The sequence below is a fragment of the Pseudomonas sp. KCJK9111 genome, from assembly GCF_046231935.1.
Taxonomy (GTDB): domain Bacteria; phylum Pseudomonadota; class Gammaproteobacteria; order Pseudomonadales; family Pseudomonadaceae; genus Aquipseudomonas; species Aquipseudomonas parafulva_B.
The window spans coordinates 1-18319 of sequence record NZ_JBJJMO010000004.1 but is presented as its reverse complement, the minus strand read 5'-3'; the positions used below and the strand labels follow the sequence as shown (position 1 = coordinate 18319).

Genomic DNA, 18319 nt, shown 5'->3' with positions numbered 1-18319 from the left:
TAAGTCAATAGCCCTGTTGAGTTTTTTTCCAACTCGCAGGTGCGGCTAACGCTACCCAGTGCAAAGCCGAGCATACCTTGATTTGTGCCCAACCAAGCCCGGGCACGAAAAAGGGACCTTGCGGTCCCCTCCTCTTCTGGTCTGCCCACAAGGGCCTTCAGGTGTAGATCATCTTGCGGGTCATGCCGCCGTCGACCACGAACTCCTGACCGGTCACGAACGCTGCTTGCCGGGACAGCAGCCAGGCGACCATCGCTGCAACGTCCTCGACGGTGCCCACGCGACCGGTGGGGTGCTGGGCGTGGTCAGCATTGCTCAACGGCTCGGCACGGCGCTGAGAGGGATCCCGGGCATCGATCCACCCCGGGCTCACGGCGTTGACACGAATCTCCGGGCCCAGGCTGATAGCCAGCGCATGGGTGAGTGCCACAAGGCCCCCTTTGCTGGCGGCATAAGCTTCAGTGTCAGGCTCGGACTGCCGCGCTCGCGTGGACGTCAGGTTGACGATGGCGCCATTGTGCGCGCGCAGGTAAGGCGCACAGTGCTTGGCCAGCAGCATCGGGCCATTGAGATTGACGGCCAGCACGCGGTTCCATTGAGCCAGGCTCAGGCTTTCAAGCGTCTGGCTGTGGGGGTTGGCAATCGCAGCATTGCACACCAGCGCGTCAAGCCTGCCGAATTGCCCGAGCACCTCGGATACCCCGGCACTGACCTGGGACTCATCTGCCACATCCATGGTGATGAACCAGGCGTTATCCCCCAGGGCCTTGGCCGCTTTCGCTCCCCGCTGGCGGTCGAGGTCACTGAGCACCACCTGCCAACCTTCGCAGATCAGCCAGGCGGCGATGCCAAGGCCGATACCGCGCGCAGCACCGGTGACCAAAGCGACCCGGCCGTTGTGGCCGGGCGTGTTGAGACCAATTTCGATCACAATGCCGCCAGTCCACGCGCCAGGTCGGCCTGCAGATCCGCCACGTCCTCCAAGCCCACGGCCACACGAATCAGGCTGTCGCGGATGCCGGCAGCCGCACGTTCCTGGGGCGTCAGGCGGCCGTGGGAGGTGGTGGCCGGATGAGCGATGGTGGTCTTGCTGTCACCCAGGTTGGTGGTGATCGAAACGACTCGGGTAGCATCGATGAAGCGCCAGGCCCCTTCCTTGCCGCCCTTGACTTCGAAGCTCACCACAGCGCCGAAGCCACTCATCTGGCGCTTGGCCAATGCGTGCTGCGGATGGCTTGGTAGGCCGGCGTAATGTACTTTTTCAATGCCGTCCTGCTGTTCCAGCCATTGCGCCAGTGCCTGAGCACTCTCGCAGTGAGCCCGCATACGCAGGCGCAGCGTCTCCAGGCCCTTGGTGAATACCCACGCGTTGAATGGGCTGAGCGTCGGGCCTGCCGTGCGCAGGAAACCGACCACGTCCTTCATCTGTTCGGCACGGCCTGCCACTGCACCACCCATGCAGCGGCCTTGGCCATCGATGAACTTGGTGGCGGAGTGGAAGACGATGTCGGCACCGAGTTTGAGCGGTTGCTGCAAGGCCGGTGTGCTGAAGCAGTTGTCCACCACCAGCATGGCCCCACGGGCATGGGCGATTTCGCTGAGCGCAGCGATATCGACCAATTCGGCCAGTGGGTTGGACGGCGACTCGACGATCAGCAGCTTGGTATTGGCCTTTATGGCCTGCTCCCAGCCGGCAAGATCGACCAACGGTACGTAGTCCACCTGCAAGCCGAAGCGCTTGAAATACTTCTCGAACAGGCTGATGGTCGACCCGAACACGCTCTGAGAGACCAGTACGTGATCGCCTGCACTGCACAGCGACATGACCACGGCCAGAATCGACGCCATGCCGGTGGAGGTGGCCACGGCCTGCTCGGCACCTTCCATCGCCGCCAGGCGCTCTTCGAATGCCCGTACGGTCGGGTTGGTATAGCGCGAATAGACATTGCCCGGGGTTTCACCGGCAAAACGCGCAGCCGCATCGGCAGCCGTACGGAACACGTAGCTAGAGGTCAGGAACAGCGCTTCGCTGTGCTCGGCCTCCGGTGAACGGCATTGACCGGCGCGCACTGCCAGGGTGTCGAAGCCGACACCCTCCAGGTCGCTGTCCAGTCGCCCGGCATCCCATTGATCGGTCATGCCATCGCTCCCTGAAATCAGTTGTTGTAGAGGTCGATGATTGCGCTGACCGCCTGCGTCTTGACCTTGGCCAGGTCATTGCGGGCCTGCTCGATGCGGTCAAGGTAGGCTTCGTCGATATCGCCAGTGACGTATTCACCGTTGAATACCGCGCAATCGAAGTGCTCGATCTTGATCTTGCCGCCACCGACCGAGTCGATCAGGTCAGGCAGGTCCTGGTAGACCAGCCAGTCGGCGCCAATCAACTCGGCCACCTGCTCGGTGGTACGGTTGTGGGCGATCAGTTCGTGAGCGCTCGGCATGTCGATGCCGTAGACGTTGGGGTAGCGCACTGCAGGAGCTGCGGAGCAGAAATAGACATTCTTGGCGCCGGCCTCGCGCGCCATCTGGATGATCTGCTTGCAGGTGGTGCCGCGCACGATGGAGTCGTCAACCAGCATGACGTTCTTGCCGCGGAACTCAAGCTCGATGGCATTGAGCTTCTGGCGGACCGACTTCTTGCGGGCAGCCTGGCCCGGCATGATGAAGGTGCGGCCGATGTAGCGGTTCTTGACGAAGCCTTCGCGGAATTTCACGCCCAGGTGGTTGGCCAACTCAAGCGCGGCAGTGCGGCTGGTGTCCGGAATGGGGATGACCACGTCGATGCCGTGGTCCGGGCGTTCGCGCTGGATCTTGTCGGCGAGCTTCTCGCCCATGCGCAGACGCGCCTTGTACACCGAGACACCGTCCATGATCGAGTCCGGGCGGGCCAGGTAGACGTGTTCGAAAATGCAGGGTTGCAGTTTCGGGGCCTCGGCACACTGCTTGGTATACAGCTGGCCTTCTTCGGTGATGTAGACCGCCTCGCCTGGCGCCAGGTCGCGAATCAGGGTGAAGCCGAGCACGTCGAGCGCAACGCTTTCCGAAGCAATCATGTACTCCACGCCTTCGTCGGTATGGCGCTGACCGAAGACGACCGGGCGGATACCGTTGGGATCGCGGAAGCCGACGATGCCGTAGCCGGTGATCATGGCAACGACAGCGTAACCGCCGACGCAGCGGCTGTGTACATGGGAGACCGCGGCGAACACGTCCTCTTCGGTAGGCTGCAACTTGCCGCGCACGGCCAGCTCATGGGCGAATACGTTGAGCAGCACTTCGGAGTCGGAGTTGGTGTTGACGTGACGCAGGTCCGACTCGTAGATCTCCTTGGCCAACTGCTCGACGTTGGTGAGGTTGCCGTTGTGGGCCAGGGTGATGCCGTATGGCGAGTTGACGTAGAACGGCTGGGCCTCGGCGGAGGTCGAGCTGCCCGCCGTCGGGTAGCGCACATGGCCGATGCCGATGCTGCCCACCAGGCGTTGCATGTGGCGCTGCTGGAACACATCGCGCACCAGGCCATTATCCTTGCGCAGGAACAACCGGCCGTCATGGCTGGTCACGATACCGGCAGCGTCCTGGCCGCGGTGCTGGAGGACCGTAAGCGCGTCATACAGCGCCTGATTGACGTTCGACTTACCGACGATACCGACGATGCCACACATGCGACGCAACCCCTACTTTGATGAAACTTGAGTGAATAGCGCTCAAGGCCGGGTCGGCCCGAGCAGCTGCTCCTTGAACGGAAGATCAGACGGTGTACTGATCGCTCCGCCGGACATCCATTGGCTGGTGAAGCCCACAACCAGGTTTTTAGACCAGTCGGCTACCAGTAGAAACCGAGGTATCAGGCGAGACTCCTGCCACCACGTGTCTTGTTGAACCGGCCCCAGGCTCAGCAGCCCGAGTGCCACGACCACCAGCAGGCCGCCCCTGGCGGCGCCGAAGACCATGCCCAGAAAACGATCGGTGCCCGACAGGCCGGTGACACGAATCAGTTCGCCGATGAGAAAGTTGAGCATCGCCCCCACCAGCAAGGTGGCGACGAACAAAATACCGCAGCCTGCGATCACGCGCATGGAGGGCGTCTGGATATAGCTTTCCAGGTACACCGAAAGCGAGCCACCGAACATCCACGCCACCGCACCGGCAATGATCCAGATGAGCAAGGACAGGGCTTCCTTGACGAAGCCGCGTTTGAGACTGATCAGTGTGGAGACGGCGATGATCGCAATGATCGCCCAATCAACCAGGGTAAATGCCACGGTGCTGCCTGCAGATCGTTGAGGCGGCGGATTTTACCAGAGCGACGAGGGCTTGGGTAAGCGGAATGTCAGTGGATGATCCAGCCAGCACAGCGAGCCTGCTGGGCACCGCCCGCAGGCTCGCTGCCTGGCACGGGACGGCGATGCCGCCCCTCGCCTTCAGCTGCGTTCCGGCTGGAAGCGCACGACAAAGCCCTTGAGGCTGTTCTGGCGGTTGATTGCATCGCGGGTGCGCTCGGCGTCGGCACGCTCGATAAGCGGGCCGACATACACCCGGTTCATGCCACCGGCCGCACGGATATAGGCGTTGTAGCCTTGGCTACGCAAGGTCTGCTGGAGCTTCTCGGCGCCTGCCCGGTTGGACAGGCTTGCCAACTGGATCGACCAACTGACCGGCAGGCCGTTGGCGTCGAGTTTGGACGGCGCGGCAGCTTTGGTCGACGTCGCAGCTGGCGCAGAAGCGGCCGGCGCCTTGGGCTCGGCCTTGGCCACGGCCGCCGGAGCAGGCTGGGCCTGCTGTGTCTGCGGCGACGGCGTGATGGGCTGGCTGGGCGCACGCGCAGGGGCGGACGACTCGTCTACCACCACCGGCGACGGGTCCGCTTGCTCCGGCAAGGCCTGGGGTTCTGGCACGGCGACGGGGTCGACCTTTACTTCAGGCAGCGACGGTGCAGCAGGCGCTTTTGGGGCATCGACGTGCACCTCACGCATTTCATCCTGCCGCGAAAACAGCATCGGCAGGAAAATCACCGCCAGCGCTACCAGCACCAGCGCACCGATCATGCGCTGCTTCATTCCTTTATCCAGCACTGCCATCTATCCCACCCTCCTGGGGATGCCGCTGCAACCATTCCAGCGCCTGAGCGACACAGAAAAACGAACCGAACAGCAGGATCTGATCATCTGCCGTGGCGTTCGCGCACTGCCCCTCCAGGGCAGCGTCGACGCTGGCATAAGACTTCACCGTGGCGCCGAGGTTCGTCAGGGCCTCAGCCAATTGCGCGGCAGGCCGGGCACGCGGGGTGGCAAGCGGCGCAACGGCCCACTCATCAACCAGGGCCTGCAAGGGCGCAATCACACCCTCGAGGTCCTTGTCGCAAAGCAAGCCGAACACGGCCAGACGCCGACCGACCAGTGGTCGGGATGCCAGACGCCGGGCCAGGTACTGCGCTGCATGTGGGTTATGCCCTACATCCAGCAGCAGTTCCACCGCGACGCCACGCCAGTGGATCACGCGCCGGTCGAGACGACCTGTGATGCGCGTCTGGACCAATGCCTGGCTCAGCTGCGCAGGGCTCCAGGGCAGGCCGCTCAGCAGGTAGGCTTGCAGGGCCAAGGCTGCGTTTTCCATGGGCAGGTCCAGCAGGGGCAGGTCCATCAAGGCAACTTTTTCACCTTCGCCGGACGTCCCGTACCAGCTCCAGCCATGCTCGGCCACTTGAAGGTCGAAGTCGCGGCCCCGCAACCGCAGCGGGGCCGCCAGTTCGCTGGCCTTGTCCAGCAGCGGCTGGGGCGGATCGAGGTCGCCACAGAGCGCGGGCTTGCCGGCACGGAAGATACCGGCCTTCTCGAAGGCCACTTGCTCGCGGGTATCGCCCAGGTAATCGATGTGGTCGACCCCGATGCTGGTCACCAGCGCGATGTCGGCGTCCACGACATTCACCGTGTCCAGCCGCCCGCCCAGCCCGACTTCCAGCACCACCGCGTCGAGCTGCGAACGCTCGAACAGCCAGAACGCCGCCAGGGTACCCATCTCGAAATAGGTCAGGGAGATTTCGCCGCGCGCCGCTTCGACCGCTGCGAACGCTTCGCACAACTGCGCATCGCTGGCTTCAACGCCGTCGATGATCACCCGCTCGTTGTAGCGCAGCAGGTGCGGCGAGCTGTATACGCCGACCCTCAACCCCTGGGCACGCAGCAGCGAAGCGAGGAACGCGCAGGTCGAGCCCTTGCCGTTGGTGCCCGTTACCGTCACCACACGTGGGGCAAGCTTGCCCAACGCCAGGCGCGCCAGTACCGCCTGCGACCGCTCCAGCCCCATGTCGATGGCCGAGGGGTGCAACTGCTCAAGATAGGCGAGCCACTCGCCAAGGGTCCGTTGGGTCATCACGCGACCGCAGCCGCCTCGAGGGCTTCGACCGGTGTCTGCTGGCCGGTCATCTGGGCCAGCAGGCGCGCCAGCCGTGGACGCAGGTCGCCACGAGAGATGATCAGGTCGATGGCACCGTGCTCCAGCAGGAATTCGCTGCGCTGGAAGCCTTCAGGCAGCTTCTCGCGAACGGTCTGCTCGATGACGCGCGGGCCGGCAAAGCCGATCAGGGCCTTGGGCTCGCCAACGATGACATCGCCCAGCATCGCAAGGCTGGCGGACACGCCACCGTAAACCGGGTCGGTCAGTACCGAGATGAACGGGATGCCTTCTTCACGCAGACGCGCCAGCACGGCAGAAGTCTTGGCCATCTGCATCAGCGAGATCAGCGCTTCCTGCATGCGGGCACCGCCGGAAGCCGAGAAACACACCATTGGGCAGCGATGCTCCAGGGCATAGTTGGCTGCGCGCACGAAGCGCTCGCCGACGATGGCACCCATGGAACCGCCCATGAAGGAGAATTCGAACGCGCTGACCACGATCGGCATGCCCATCAGGGTGCCGCTCATGGAGATCAGGGCGTCCTTTTCACCGGTCTGCTTCTGCGCGCCGGTCAGGCGGTCCTTGTACTTCTTGCTGTCGCGGAACTTCAACCGGTCGACCGGCTCCAGGTCGGCACCCAGCTCGGCACGGCCCTCGGCATCCAGGAAGATATCGATGCGAGCACGTGCGCCGATGCGCATGTGGTGATTGCACTTGGGGCATACGTCCAGGGTCTTTTCCAGCTCCGGACGGTACAGCACGGCCTCACAGGACGGGCATTTGTGCCACAGGCCTTCAGGTACCGAGCTCTTCTTCACCTCGGAACGCATGATGGAAGGGATCAGTTTGTCGACTAACCAGTTGCTCATGCTTTCTTTCTCCAGTATCGGCGGGAGGGGACCAGCGTAGCCGGCCTGCCCTGCCCTTTTGAGCTCAAATGCTTAAAACGTGGGTGAAACGGCGACCCGGGTTCAGTACCCCTGCCGCGCCACCCTGAACAATTCGGTTGACCGCCCCACGCGGGGCCGGCCGGCCCACGGGGCTGAGATAGCTATGGACGATGGCACGCTGCCTGCCGTCACATCTGCTCAAGCCTGTTTCACCGCGCGTACGAATGCTTCTATTCTGGCCGCATCCTTGATGCCCTTGGCTTGCTCGACACCGCCGCTGACATCGACAGCGTATGGGCGCACCTGGGCGATCGCCTGCCCGACGTTGTCCGCCGACAGGCCACCGGCCAGGATGATCGGCTTGCCCAGGTCGGCAGGCACCAGTGACCAGTCGAACGCTTCGCCCGTGCCCCCAGGCACACCCGGCACGAAGGTGTCCAGCAAGATACCGGATGCGCCAGCATATTGCCGGCACGCCAGCTTCAGGTCGTCATCCGGACGTACTCGCAGTGCCTTGATCCACGGCCGGTGATGGCCTGCGCAATCGTGCGGAGTTTCATCACCATGGAACTGCAAAAGATCCAGGGGCACCGCTTCGAGTATTTCGCCCAGCTCGCAACGCGTGGCATTGACGAACAACCCGACCGTGGTCACGAAGGGCGGCAGCTCGGCAATGATGGCACGCGCCTGATTTACGCTCACGGCACGCGGGCTCTTGGCATAGAAGACCAGCCCGATGGCATCGGCGCCGGCCTCGGCAGCTGCCAGAGCGTCTTCGATGCGGGTGATCCCGCAGATTTTACTGCGAACGATGCTCATGGACAGCCACCTGTTTGCGCGGTCAAAGGCGGAATCTTAGCAAATGGCGCTTCGTGCGTCAGTCCGCCAATGCATCGTAGCCCGTCAGAAAGTGTGGGCCAATGTAACGCTCAGGCAGCGCAAACGCCTCCGGGTACTCCACCTGGACCAGGTAAAGACCGTAGGGGTGGGCCGTGACGCCCCCTTCGCGGCGGTCCCGTCCCTCCAGCACCTGGCGCGCCCACTCAACCGGCCGTTCCCCCGCGCCGATAGCCATCAGCACGCCAGCAATGTTGCGCACCATGTGATGCAGGAAGGCGGTAGCCCGGACATCCAGCACGATCATCTGCCCGTGACGCGTCACCCGCAGGTGGTAAATGTGCTTGATCGGCGACTTGGCCTGACACTGGCTAGCGCGGAATGCGCTGAAATCATGGGTGCCAAGCAAACTTGAGGCAGCCTTGGCCATGCGCTCGACGTCGAGCGGGCGATGATTCCAGGTCACCTCCTCGGCCAGGTGAGCAGGCCGAATCGGGTCGTTGTAGATCACGTAGCGATAGCGCCTGGCACAAGCCTTGAACCGCGCATGAAAATCGGCAGGCATGGGCCTGGACCACACGACGCTGATGTCATGGGGCAAGTTGAAATTGGTGCCCATGGTCCAGGCACGTTCATCACGCACCGCTCGGGTGTCGAAATGCACGACCTGCCCACAGCCATGCACGCCAGCATCGGTACGCCCTGCACAAACGACTGAAATGGGTTCGTTGGCCACTTTGGAAAGTGCCTGTTCCAACGCTTGCTGAACGCTGGGCACGCCGCTGGCCTGACGTTGCCAGCCGCGGTAGCGGGCGCCCTTGTATTCCACACCCAGGGCGATGCGCGTGCAGCCTTCGGCAGCGGATTCGGCCGAGGCGGTGTCGATGATGTCCAAGAATCTGCAACCTGTTGGTGAACCAAATGCCGGGGATTATAACGACAATGGCAGCCGTTCAGGGCTGCCATCAGGTTCACGCGTTACAAACCAAGGGCTTCACGCGAGGGCCTAGACCAGACGCGAAAGCATGTCCTCTGCTTCTTCGCGCTGATGCTCATCGCCATCCTTGACCACTTCATCGAGAATGTCGCGGGCGCCCTGGTGATCACCCATATCGATGTAGGCGCGGGCCAGATCGAGCTTGGTGGCCACTTCGTCGGCTCCGGAAAAGAAGTCGAAATCCAGGTCGTCGATCGGTTCGAGCTCAGGTTGCGCAGCGGCGTCCTCGGCAGTGAAGTGCGGCTCCAGGGAGGGCGACTCCAGGCTTTGCGAGAGCTTGTCCAGCTCGGCGTTGACGTCATCGAGCTCGGAGGCGAACTGCTGCGCGCCTGGCGAGTCGTCCTGCAGGGACAGGTCGAAGTCCGCCGGCAGGTCGAAATCAGTGGTCGGATCGAAAGCCGGTACCGGATCGACCGTACTTGGCGCAGCGTCATCCCGACCACCCGCCCCCTCGGGCTCCCCGATGTCCAGGTCGAAATCGGACAGGTCCTGGGCTGGTTGAGCTTCAGCACTGGCCTGCGCCAGCAAGGTTTCGAAGTCTGCATCGGCCGGGTCTTGTATCTGCCCTCCTGCAGAGAGCGCCTCATCGGCCGGGGCGGCAGCCGGTGTCGCCGGCTCGGGAGCAGGGTCGTCCAGGCTCAAGTCGAAGTTGCCCTCCAGCGCCTGATCATCCAGCGCCGCAGTGTCGAGCGTCGGAATATCGTCGAAGACGTCCGGCCCGGCGGCGGCCTGTGTGTCCGACTCTGCTGGCTCTGCATGCGGTGAACCCGGCTGATCATCGAGCAGCCCTTGCACATACTGCTCGTCTAGCTTGGCTGCCAAGGCAGCAGCACCCACGCCGGCCGCGGCGAGGGCCAACATCGCCGGGTAACGCTCGCGAAGGCTGGCCACTTCTGCCGTGTTACCGGCAGTCGCCGGCAACTGGCGCTCCTGCTCGGCGAATGCGCTTTGATCACCTTGGCGGGCATAGACCTCCATCAACTTCAAGCGCAGGTCATCGCGTCTGGGCGCGCTGGCAACTGCAGGCTCCAGCAGCTCGGTGGCGCGGTTCAGGCGGCCTTCGGCAATGCACGTGTCCGCCTGTGCCAACAATGGCCCATAAGGGTCTGCCGCAGGCTCACGCACAGGCTGTGCAGCCGGTTTTTCAGAGGCCGCTGCGGCTGCCGCTGAGGCGGCGACTGCCGCTGGCGACAGCGTAACGGTCGGGGACACCACTTCGACGCCATCAAGGCTGTCGTCCTCTGGATCGAAACCCTCGATCTGCTCCTCTTCCAACGCGCGCGCCATGCGCAAATGCTTTTCGGCTTCCTGTTGGGCCCTGCGCTTACGCGCCAGCAGCCAGAGCAGCAGCGCCAGGACCAAGACGGTAGAACCGGCGATCAGCCATAGCAACCAGCGGCTTCCCAGCACGTCGTCCAGGGTGCTGTCCGACGAGGTTTGTGCGGCGGGTTGAGCGTCTGGCGCAGCCGAGGGTGCTGGCGCGATCACGGGTTGATCGGGAACGGTCGGCTGGCTCGCCGTCGGCACCGGATCGGTCACAGGCACAGCCGCCTGGGACGGCGCCGGGGCCTGCTGACCGGGTTCGCCAGGGACCGTCGCTGCTGGCGCAGGGGTAGCCGCGCCTTGCGCTTCCAGCCGGGCCAACTGATCGTTCTTGAGCTCGATCAGGCGCTGCAGCTTGTCCAACTGGCTCTGCAGGTCGGACATGCGGCTTTTGAGTTCTTCGTTGTCGCGGCGACTGGTGTCCAGGCTTTCCTGCGCCACCGCCAACTTGTCGTTCAGCGCCTTGGCCTGCCCAGCACCAGGCTGGTTGCCGGGGCTGACCAGACGCAGGTTGTCGCCTTGGGCGATGGCAGCGGGCGCGGCGTCTGCGGCACCACGCCGGGTGGCGTCGAGCTGGCGGGCACGCGGCCCCAGGCGACGACCCTCGCGCCAAGCCGCGTACTGCTCAGCGACCTCGCGATTGGCTTCGCCTTGGGCAATGCTCTGGATCTGTTGCTGATCGGGCAGGCGCAATACCTGGCCAACCTTGAGCTGGTTGATGTTGTTGCCGATGAACGCATCCGGGTTCAGCGCCTGGATCGCGATCATCGTTTGCTGGATCGATCCACCCTGAGCGTTACGCGCTGCGATCTGCCACAGGGTATCGCGGCGCTGGGTCGTGTAGCTGCCAGGGCCGGTGGTCGCAGCGGCGACATTGCCTGTTGCGGCTTCTGGGCCCTGGGCCTTGGCCTGATCCAGCAGGACGTTGTAGTCACGCAACAGGCGGCCTTGAGGCCACATCACCTGCACCAGGAACTTGACCACTGGCCCCGGCATGGGCTGGCTGGAGGTCACGCGAAGCACGCTTCGGCCATTGGGGTTGATCACGGGCGTGAAGCGCAAGTCCTGCAAGGCGCTCGAGAAGTTCACGCCTGCCTTGGCGAATTCCTCAGGCGGGGCCAGGCTCGGTGCCAACTGCGCCGCGGTCAGGTCTCGCACATCGAGCAGTTCGATCTCGGCCTCCAGGGGCTGGTTCTGCGCCGACTTGAGGGTCAGCTCTCCCAGGCCCAGAGCATTGGCCATGCCCGAGGACAGCGCCGAGGCTGCTGCCATGGCTAGAACCAGTTTGCGGATTCGAAGCATGAACTCTTCCCTTGTATGGATCGTCCCGAAACGTGCAGGCAGAGCAGGACAAAAGTGCCTGCCAGTATCTTTTACAGACCGTGTTTAATCAACAATTGCGCCACCTGCACAGCGTTCAGCGCCGCGCCCTTGCGCACATTGTCGGTGGTCAGCCAAAGGTTGAGCTGCTGCGCTTGATCAACACCATGGCGTACACGTCCAACATAGACCACGTCCTGCCCGACTGCGTCGCCCACCGGCGTTGGATAATCGTCCAGGTCTACCCGTTCGATGCCAGGCGCCACCTCCAACGCCTGGTTGACGGCCGCCAGATCCACGGCGTGGCGGCACTGCACGGCCACATTGAAGCTATCGCCGAAAAAGACCGGGACTTGAGTGCAGCTTGTTGAAATACTCAGTTCAGGCTGGCCCAACAGCTCGCGCAGCTCCTGCACCATGCGCCGCTCCACGGAGGTATGGCCCTGTTCGTCGACCTTGCCGACCTGGGCCAACACGTTGAAGGCGACCTGGCGGTCGAAGAAGCGCGGTTCCAACGGGCGGGCATTGAGCAACTCGGCCGTTTGCCGCGCAAGCTCGTTGACCGCCTCACGGCCTTGAGCCGACACTGCCAAAGACGCCACCACCTGAACATGCTCGATGTCCAGCAAATGCTTGATCGGGGCCAGGGCAGCGGCGGCGGCCACGGCGCCTGAACAGGGGCTGGTGATCAGTGCGGGCAGCTTCAGCCCAGCCACTTGATCGGCGTTGGCTTCTGGAACGACAGCCAGTGCGTTGTCCAGGGCACCGGACAGGTCGATGACGGTGCAGCCCGCTTGCACAGCGTCGGTGGCGAAGCTGCGACTGACCGCGGCACTGGCTGCAAAGAACGCCAGCTTGACCTGCGCAAAATCGAACCCCTCGACCTCACGGACCTTGAGCTTCTTGCCGGCGAACATCACGCTACTGCCCGCCGACTCGATGCTGGCGAGCAGGTGCAGGGTGGCGACCGGGAAATCCAGCTCTTCGAGAATCTGGACCAACGCCTCACCGACGCTGCCGGTGGCACCGACGACGGCGATATCGAATGAAGGTTTCATATTGCAGGCTGCCTCTGGCGAAACGGGAGCGGCACTTTACCTGCATTACACAACCGAGGCCAACGCCGACCCGTGGCAGGGAGTCGCCCGCTGTGCGCAGGCTTCCCCTGCCACCTGCCCTGCGTGCCGCAAAATAAAAAACCCGCGCTGTAAGTAGCGCGGGTTCGGGTACAGATGGCTGTATCAACGTTCCAGCAGGATCCGCAACATGCGACGCAGCGGCTCGGCAGCGCCCCACAGCAGTTGGTCACCCACCGTGAACGCCCCCAGGTACTGGGAACCCATGTTCAGCTTGCGCAAACGTCCAACCGGGATATTCAGCGTGCCGGTCACCTTGGTAGGGGTCAGTTCCTGCATGCTGATCTCACGCTGGTTGGGTACCAGCTTCACCCAAGGATTGTGCTGGCTGATCATGCCTTCGATGTCGGCGATCGGCACATCCTTGTTCAGCTTGATGGTCAGCGCCTGGCTGTGGCAACGCATGGCACCGATGCGCACGCAGATGCCATCCACCGGAATCGGGTTCTTGAAGCGACCCAGAATCTTGTTGGTTTCGGCCTGCGCCTTCCATTCTTCGCGGCTCTGGCCGTTGGGCAATTCCTTGTCGATCCAGGGGATCAGGCTGCCGGCCAGGGGGACGCCGAAGTTTTCAGCCGGATAGGCCTCGCTGCGCATGGCCTCGGCCACTTTGCGGTCGATGTCGAGGATGGCACTGGCCGGGTTGGCCAGGTCATCGGCGACCGCCGCATGGGTGGCGCCCATCTGCTTGATCAACTCGCGCATGTTCTGCGCCCCTGCACCGGACGCTGCCTGGTAGGTCATGGCACTCATCCAGTCCACCAGACCGGCTTCGAACAATCCGCCAAGGCCCATCAGCATCAGGCTGACCGTGCAATTGCCGCCGATGAAGTTGCGGGTACCGGCGTCGAGCTGGTGATCGATGACCTTGCGGTTGACCGGGTCGAGCACGATGACTGCATCATCCTGCATGCGCAAAGACGAGGCCGCATCGATCCAGTAGCCCTGCCAGCCTGCTTCGCGCAGCTTGGGGAACACTTCATTGGTGTAGTCGCCGCCCTGGCAAGTCAGGATCACGTCGAGGGTCTTGAGCTCTTCGATGGAATACGCGTCCTTGAGCGGCGCGGTATCCTTGCCCACGTTCGGGCCTTGGCCACCAATATTGGAGGTGGTGAAGAACACGGGCTCGATAAGGTCGAAATCCTGCTCCTCCAGCATTCGCTGCATGAGCACGGAACCAACCATGCCGCGCCAACCGATCAGACCTACACGTTTCATCGCAACTACACCTTTGCTAAAAGTGGGCCGCCATCGGGATTGGGGATGGCGGGCCAGAGAGATTACAGATTCCGCAGCGCTGCGACTACTGCGTCGCCCATTTCCTGCGTACCTACTTTGCGGCAGCCTTCGGAGAAGATGTCGCCAGTGCGCAAGCCCTGGTCAAGCACCAGGCTGACCGCCTGCTCGATGGCCTCGGCGGCAGCCGACTGGTCGAAGCTGTAGCGCAGCATCATCGACACGGACAGGATGGTGGCCAACGGGTTGGCGATCCCAGCACCGGCAATGTCTGGCGCCGAGCCGTGGCAGGGCTCGTACATGCCCTTGTTGTTGGCATCGAGCGACGCCGAAGGCAGCATGCCGATGGAACCGGTCAGCATGGAAGCTTCATCCGACAGAATGTCGCCGAACATGTTGTCGGTCACCATGACGTCGAACTGCTTCGGCGCGCGCACCAGCTGCATCGCCGCGTTGTCGACATACATGTGGCTCAGTTCCACATCCGGGTAATCCTGTGCCACGCTCTCGACCACTTCACGCCACAGCTGGCTGGAAGCCAGAACGTTGGCCTTGTCCACCGAGCACAGCTTCTTGCCACGCACCCGCGCCATGTCGAAACCAACGCGGGCGATGCGCCGCACTTCGCTTTCGCTGTAGGGCAAGGTGTCGTAGGCCTGGCGCTCGCCACCTTCAAGCTCACGCTGACCACGTGGGGCACCGAAATAGATGCCGCCGGTCAGCTCGCGCACGATGAGGATGTCCAGGCCAGAAACGATTTCCGGCTTGAGCGAGGACGCATCGGCCAGCTGTGGGTAGAGAATGGCCGGGCGCAAGTTGGCAAACAGCCCCAGCTGCGAGCGGATCTTCAGCAGGCCGCGTTCAGGGCGAATGTCACGCTCGATCTTGTCCCACTTGGGACCGCCCACGGCGCCGAGCAGCACGGCATCGGCCTGGCGTGCACGCTCCAGGGTTTCATCGGCCAGCGGCACCCCGTGCTTGTCGATGGCTGCGCCACCGATCACGTCATGGGTCAGGCTCAGGTCGAGCTGGAACTTGTCATTGGCCAGCTCCAGCACCTTGACGGCTTCGGCCATGATTTCAGGACCAATGCCATCACCCGGAAGAATCAAAATCTGCTTGCTCATGCTTTCCTCTATGCATTCACGCAGCGCGGCGAATGGGGCCGCGCCGAAAAAGGCTTAACGTTCTGCCCACAGCACCAGCACATCCGTGCTGAACGAGCCATCGGCCTCGATCTGGTAATACTGCCGTACTTCTTCGCCCATGGCTTGCTGCAGTTCGCGGATGGCCAGGCGCATCAGCTCAGGGGTGCGCATGCGCTCGACCCAACTGCCGAACTCCAGGCGCAGTGACTGCCGGGCATGACTGCGAACACGCAGGCCGGCCTCGCTGACCTGGCGCTGCCACTGGGCAGCAGAGTAATTGCGAACGTGACTGGTGTCGCGCAACACCTCTACTGCTTGCAGATACGTGTCCAGCAGCGGGCTACCCGGCGACATGACGTCAATGAATGCAGCCACACCGCCCGGCTTGAGCACGCGGCGCACTTCGCGCAGCGCCAGGCCCAGGTCGCTCCAGTGATGGGCTGAGTAGCGGCTGAACACATAATCGAACGAAGCATCGGCAAACGGCAGGGATTCTGCCGCGCCACGCTCGGTCATGATATTGGTCAGCGCACGATCGGCGGCAGCGTTGGCGACGACGTCCAGCATGGACTGGGAAAGGTCGTACGCGACTACCTGCGCCACCAACGGCGCAATCTGGAAGCTGACGTGACCTGCCCCGCAGCCCAGGTCCAGCACGCGTGCGTCGACCTGTCCCTGCAACTGGGCCTGCAACAGCGCGAACTCGCTGCCTTGAGCATGCACGGCGCTGCTGAGGTAGGCCCCAGCCTGATCGCCGAACTGGCGCTGAACCACATCGGTATGCTGCGTGCGCGTCATTGGAATGTCCTGGTGTTGGAGTAGTCGCCGATATGGGCTCGGCCATTGCGCCAGTGGCACTGGCTTGAGCCAAGGTGCGTGAGGGACGCCGCTTGCACCGACCTGCTGGCAAGCAGGCCGGCGAGCGCGCAGGCTTTAGTCAGGCGTCGCGAAACAGCCAGGGTTGCGCAGCACGGTGCTTGTCCTCGAACGCCTTGATCGCATCGCTGTCCTGCAAGGTCAAACCAATGTCGTCCAGGCCATTGAGCAGGCAATGCTTGCGGAATGCGTCGATCTCGAAGTGCAGTACCTTGCCATCTGGGCGTGTGACCGCCTGGGCCTGCAGGTCGATGGTCAGCTGGTAGCCTGGCGCAGCTTCCACCTGCTTGAACAGCTCATCGACGTCTTCATCGCTGAGGATGATCGGCAACAAGCCATTCTTGAAGCTGTTGTTGAAGAAGATGTCGGCAAAGCTGGGCGCGATGATGCTCCGAAAGCCGTACTCGTCCAGTGCCCAAGGGGCATGCTCACGGCTGGACCCGCAACCGAAGTTCTCCCGCGCCAACAACACGCTGGCACCTTGGTAGCGCTGGTGATTGAGCACGAATTCCTCGTTTACCGGGCGCTTGCTGTTGTCCTGATAGGGTTGACCTACGTCCAGGTAGCGCCATTCGTCGAACAGGTTGGGGCCAAAGCCTGTGCGCTTGATCGACTTCAAGAACTGCTTGGGGATGATCTGGTCGGTATCGACGTTGGCACGGTCCAACGGCGCAACCAGGCCAATGTGCTGAGTGAAAGCTTTCATGCTGCGCTCCCTTGGATCAACTCGCGGACATCGATGAAATGGCCGGTGACGGCGGCGGCGGCGGCCATCGCCGGGCTCACCAGGTGCGTGCGGCCACCTGCGCCCTGACGCCCTTCGAAGTTACGGTTGGAGGTGGATGCGCAGTGCTCGCCGCTTTCCAGCCGATCGGGGTTCATGGCCAGGCACATCGAGCAACCTGGCTCGCGCCATTCGAAGCCGGCTTCGACGAATATCTTGTCCAGGCCTTCACGCTCGGCCTGAGCCTTCACCAGGCCCGAGCCGGGGACGACGATGGCTTGCTTGACGCTGCTCGCCACCTTGCGGCCCTTGGCGATCTCCGCTGCCGCGCGCAGGTCTTCGATGCGCGAGTTGGTGCACGAGCCTATGAACACGCGATCCAGGTGGATATCGGTGATCGCCTGGTTGGCCTTCAAGCCCATGTACTTCAAGGCGCGCTCAATGGAGCCACGCTTGACCAGGTCGGCTTCGGCAGCCGGGTCCGGCACACGCTGGTCGACGGCAAGCACCATTTCTGGCGAGGTACCCCAGCTGACCTGCGGCTTGATCTGCGTGGCATCGAGTTCGACCACGGTATCGAAAACGGCATCCTCATCGGACACCAGGTCTTTCCAGGCCTGGACAGCACGGGTCCACTGCTCACCCTTGGGCGAGTACGGGCGGCCTTCAACGTAAGCGATGGTGGTGGCGTCGGTGGCCACCAACCCGACACGGGCACCGGCTTCGATGGACATGTTGCAGATGGTCATGCGGCCTTCCATCGACAACTCGCGAATGGCACTGCCGGCGAACTCCATCGCGTGACCGTTGCCACCGGCAGTGCCGATCTTGCCGATTACCGCCAGGACGATGTCCTTGGCCGTGACACCCGGCGACAGTTGCCCCTCGACCCGCACCAGCATGTTCTTCATCTTCTTGGCCACCAGGCACTGGGTAGCCAGTACGTGCTCGACCTCGGAGGTGCCGATGCCGTGGGCCAGCGCACCGAAGGCGCCGTGGGTTGAGGTATGCGAGTCGCCGCAGACCACGGTCATGCCTGGCAAGGTAGCGCCCTGTTCGGGACTGATGACGTGAACGATGCCCTGGCGCTCGTCGTTCATCTTGAATTCGACGATGCCGTATTCGTCACAGTTCTCGTCGAGGGTCTGCACCTGCAGGCGCGACACCTGGTCGACGATGGCCTCGATCCCGCCCTTGCGCTCCGGGGTGGTCGGCACGTTGTGGTCGGGCGTGGCGATGTTGGCATCGATACGCCATGGCTTGCGCTTGGCCAGGCGCAGCCCTTCGAAAGCCTGCGGCGAGGTCACTTCATGGATGATGTGACGGTCGATGTAGATCAAGGACGAGCCGTCATCACGGCGCTTGACCTCGTGGGCTTCCCAGAGTTTGTCGTAGAGCGTTTTGCCAGCCATCGGACTGTTCCTCATCAGCGTCTTTCT

16 protein-coding genes are annotated in these 18319 nt (G+C 63.1%); all 16 read right to left on the bottom strand.

What is annotated here, in order from left to right:
- Nucleotides 1-157 precede the first annotated feature (157 nt).
- On the bottom strand, nt 158-931 hold the full coding sequence (locus tag ACK59L_RS02850; RefSeq protein ID WP_058605532.1) for an SDR family oxidoreductase: 774 nt from the start codon (nt 929-931) through the stop codon (nt 158-160).
- Complete coding sequence (locus ACK59L_RS02845; protein WP_409271741.1) at nt 928-2139, bottom strand: O-succinylhomoserine sulfhydrylase; 1212 nt, start codon at nt 2137-2139, stop codon at nt 928-930. The genes ACK59L_RS02850 and ACK59L_RS02845 overlap by 4 nt, the downstream gene beginning before the upstream one ends.
- A gap of 17 nt (nt 2140-2156) precedes the next feature.
- On the bottom strand, nt 2157-3662 hold the full coding sequence (purF, locus tag ACK59L_RS02840; protein WP_058605533.1) for an amidophosphoribosyltransferase: 1506 nt from the start codon (nt 3660-3662) through the stop codon (nt 2157-2159).
- Between the two features lie 42 nt (nt 3663-3704).
- Complete coding sequence (locus ACK59L_RS02835) at nt 3705-4262, bottom strand: CvpA family protein (RefSeq protein ID WP_058605534.1); 558 nt, start codon at nt 4260-4262, stop codon at nt 3705-3707.
- 159 nt (nt 4263-4421) lie between these two features.
- Nucleotides 4422-5078 carry an SPOR domain-containing protein gene (locus ACK59L_RS02830; protein WP_409271738.1) on the bottom strand — a complete coding sequence of 219 codons (657 nt, stop codon included), beginning with the start codon at nt 5076-5078 and terminating at the stop codon, nt 4422-4424.
- Nucleotides 5062-6369, bottom strand: coding sequence for a bifunctional tetrahydrofolate synthase/dihydrofolate synthase (gene folC / locus ACK59L_RS02825; protein WP_409271736.1), 1308 nt, complete (start codon nt 6367-6369; stop codon nt 5062-5064). Before folC ends, ACK59L_RS02830 begins: the two co-directional genes overlap by 17 nt.
- Nucleotides 6369-7262, bottom strand: a complete 894-nt coding sequence (accD, locus tag ACK59L_RS02820; protein ID WP_058605537.1) for an acetyl-CoA carboxylase, carboxyltransferase subunit beta — start codon at nt 7260-7262, stop codon at nt 6369-6371. Before accD ends, folC begins: the two co-directional genes overlap by 1 nt.
- A gap of 219 nt (nt 7263-7481) precedes the next feature.
- A complete protein-coding gene (locus ACK59L_RS02815; protein ID WP_409271734.1) occupies nt 7482-8102 on the bottom strand; it encodes a phosphoribosylanthranilate isomerase in 621 nt (206 codons plus the stop codon).
- Between the two features lie 58 nt (nt 8103-8160).
- Complete coding sequence (truA, locus tag ACK59L_RS02810; protein ID WP_409271732.1) at nt 8161-9015, bottom strand: tRNA pseudouridine(38-40) synthase TruA; 855 nt, start codon at nt 9013-9015, stop codon at nt 8161-8163.
- Between the two features lie 111 nt (nt 9016-9126).
- Nucleotides 9127-11742, bottom strand: coding sequence for a FimV/HubP family polar landmark protein (locus tag ACK59L_RS02805; protein WP_409271730.1), 2616 nt, complete (start codon nt 11740-11742; stop codon nt 9127-9129).
- Between the two features lie 71 nt (nt 11743-11813).
- On the bottom strand, nt 11814-12818 hold the full coding sequence (locus ACK59L_RS02800; protein WP_409271728.1) for an aspartate-semialdehyde dehydrogenase: 1005 nt from the start codon (nt 12816-12818) through the stop codon (nt 11814-11816).
- A 183-nt stretch (nt 12819-13001) separates the two neighbouring features.
- On the bottom strand, nt 13002-14114 hold the full coding sequence (gene asd / locus ACK59L_RS02795; RefSeq protein ID WP_058637677.1) for an aspartate-semialdehyde dehydrogenase: 1113 nt from the start codon (nt 14112-14114) through the stop codon (nt 13002-13004).
- 62 nt (nt 14115-14176) lie between these two features.
- Nucleotides 14177-15259 carry a 3-isopropylmalate dehydrogenase gene (gene leuB, locus ACK59L_RS02790; RefSeq protein ID WP_023535973.1) on the bottom strand — a complete coding sequence of 361 codons (1083 nt, stop codon included), beginning with the start codon at nt 15257-15259 and terminating at the stop codon, nt 14177-14179.
- Nucleotides 15260-15313: 54 nt separating this feature from the next.
- Nucleotides 15314-16078: a class I SAM-dependent methyltransferase gene (locus tag ACK59L_RS02785; protein ID WP_058637678.1), complete on the bottom strand. Its 765-nt coding sequence runs from the start codon at nt 16076-16078 to the stop codon at nt 15314-15316.
- 139 nt (nt 16079-16217) lie between these two features.
- Nucleotides 16218-16862, bottom strand: coding sequence for a 3-isopropylmalate dehydratase small subunit (leuD, locus tag ACK59L_RS02780; protein WP_058605545.1), 645 nt, complete (start codon nt 16860-16862; stop codon nt 16218-16220).
- Complete coding sequence (leuC, locus tag ACK59L_RS02775; RefSeq protein WP_058605546.1) at nt 16859-18292, bottom strand: 3-isopropylmalate dehydratase large subunit; 1434 nt, start codon at nt 18290-18292, stop codon at nt 16859-16861. The genes leuD and leuC overlap by 4 nt, the downstream gene beginning before the upstream one ends.
- Nucleotides 18293-18319 lie beyond the last annotated feature (27 nt).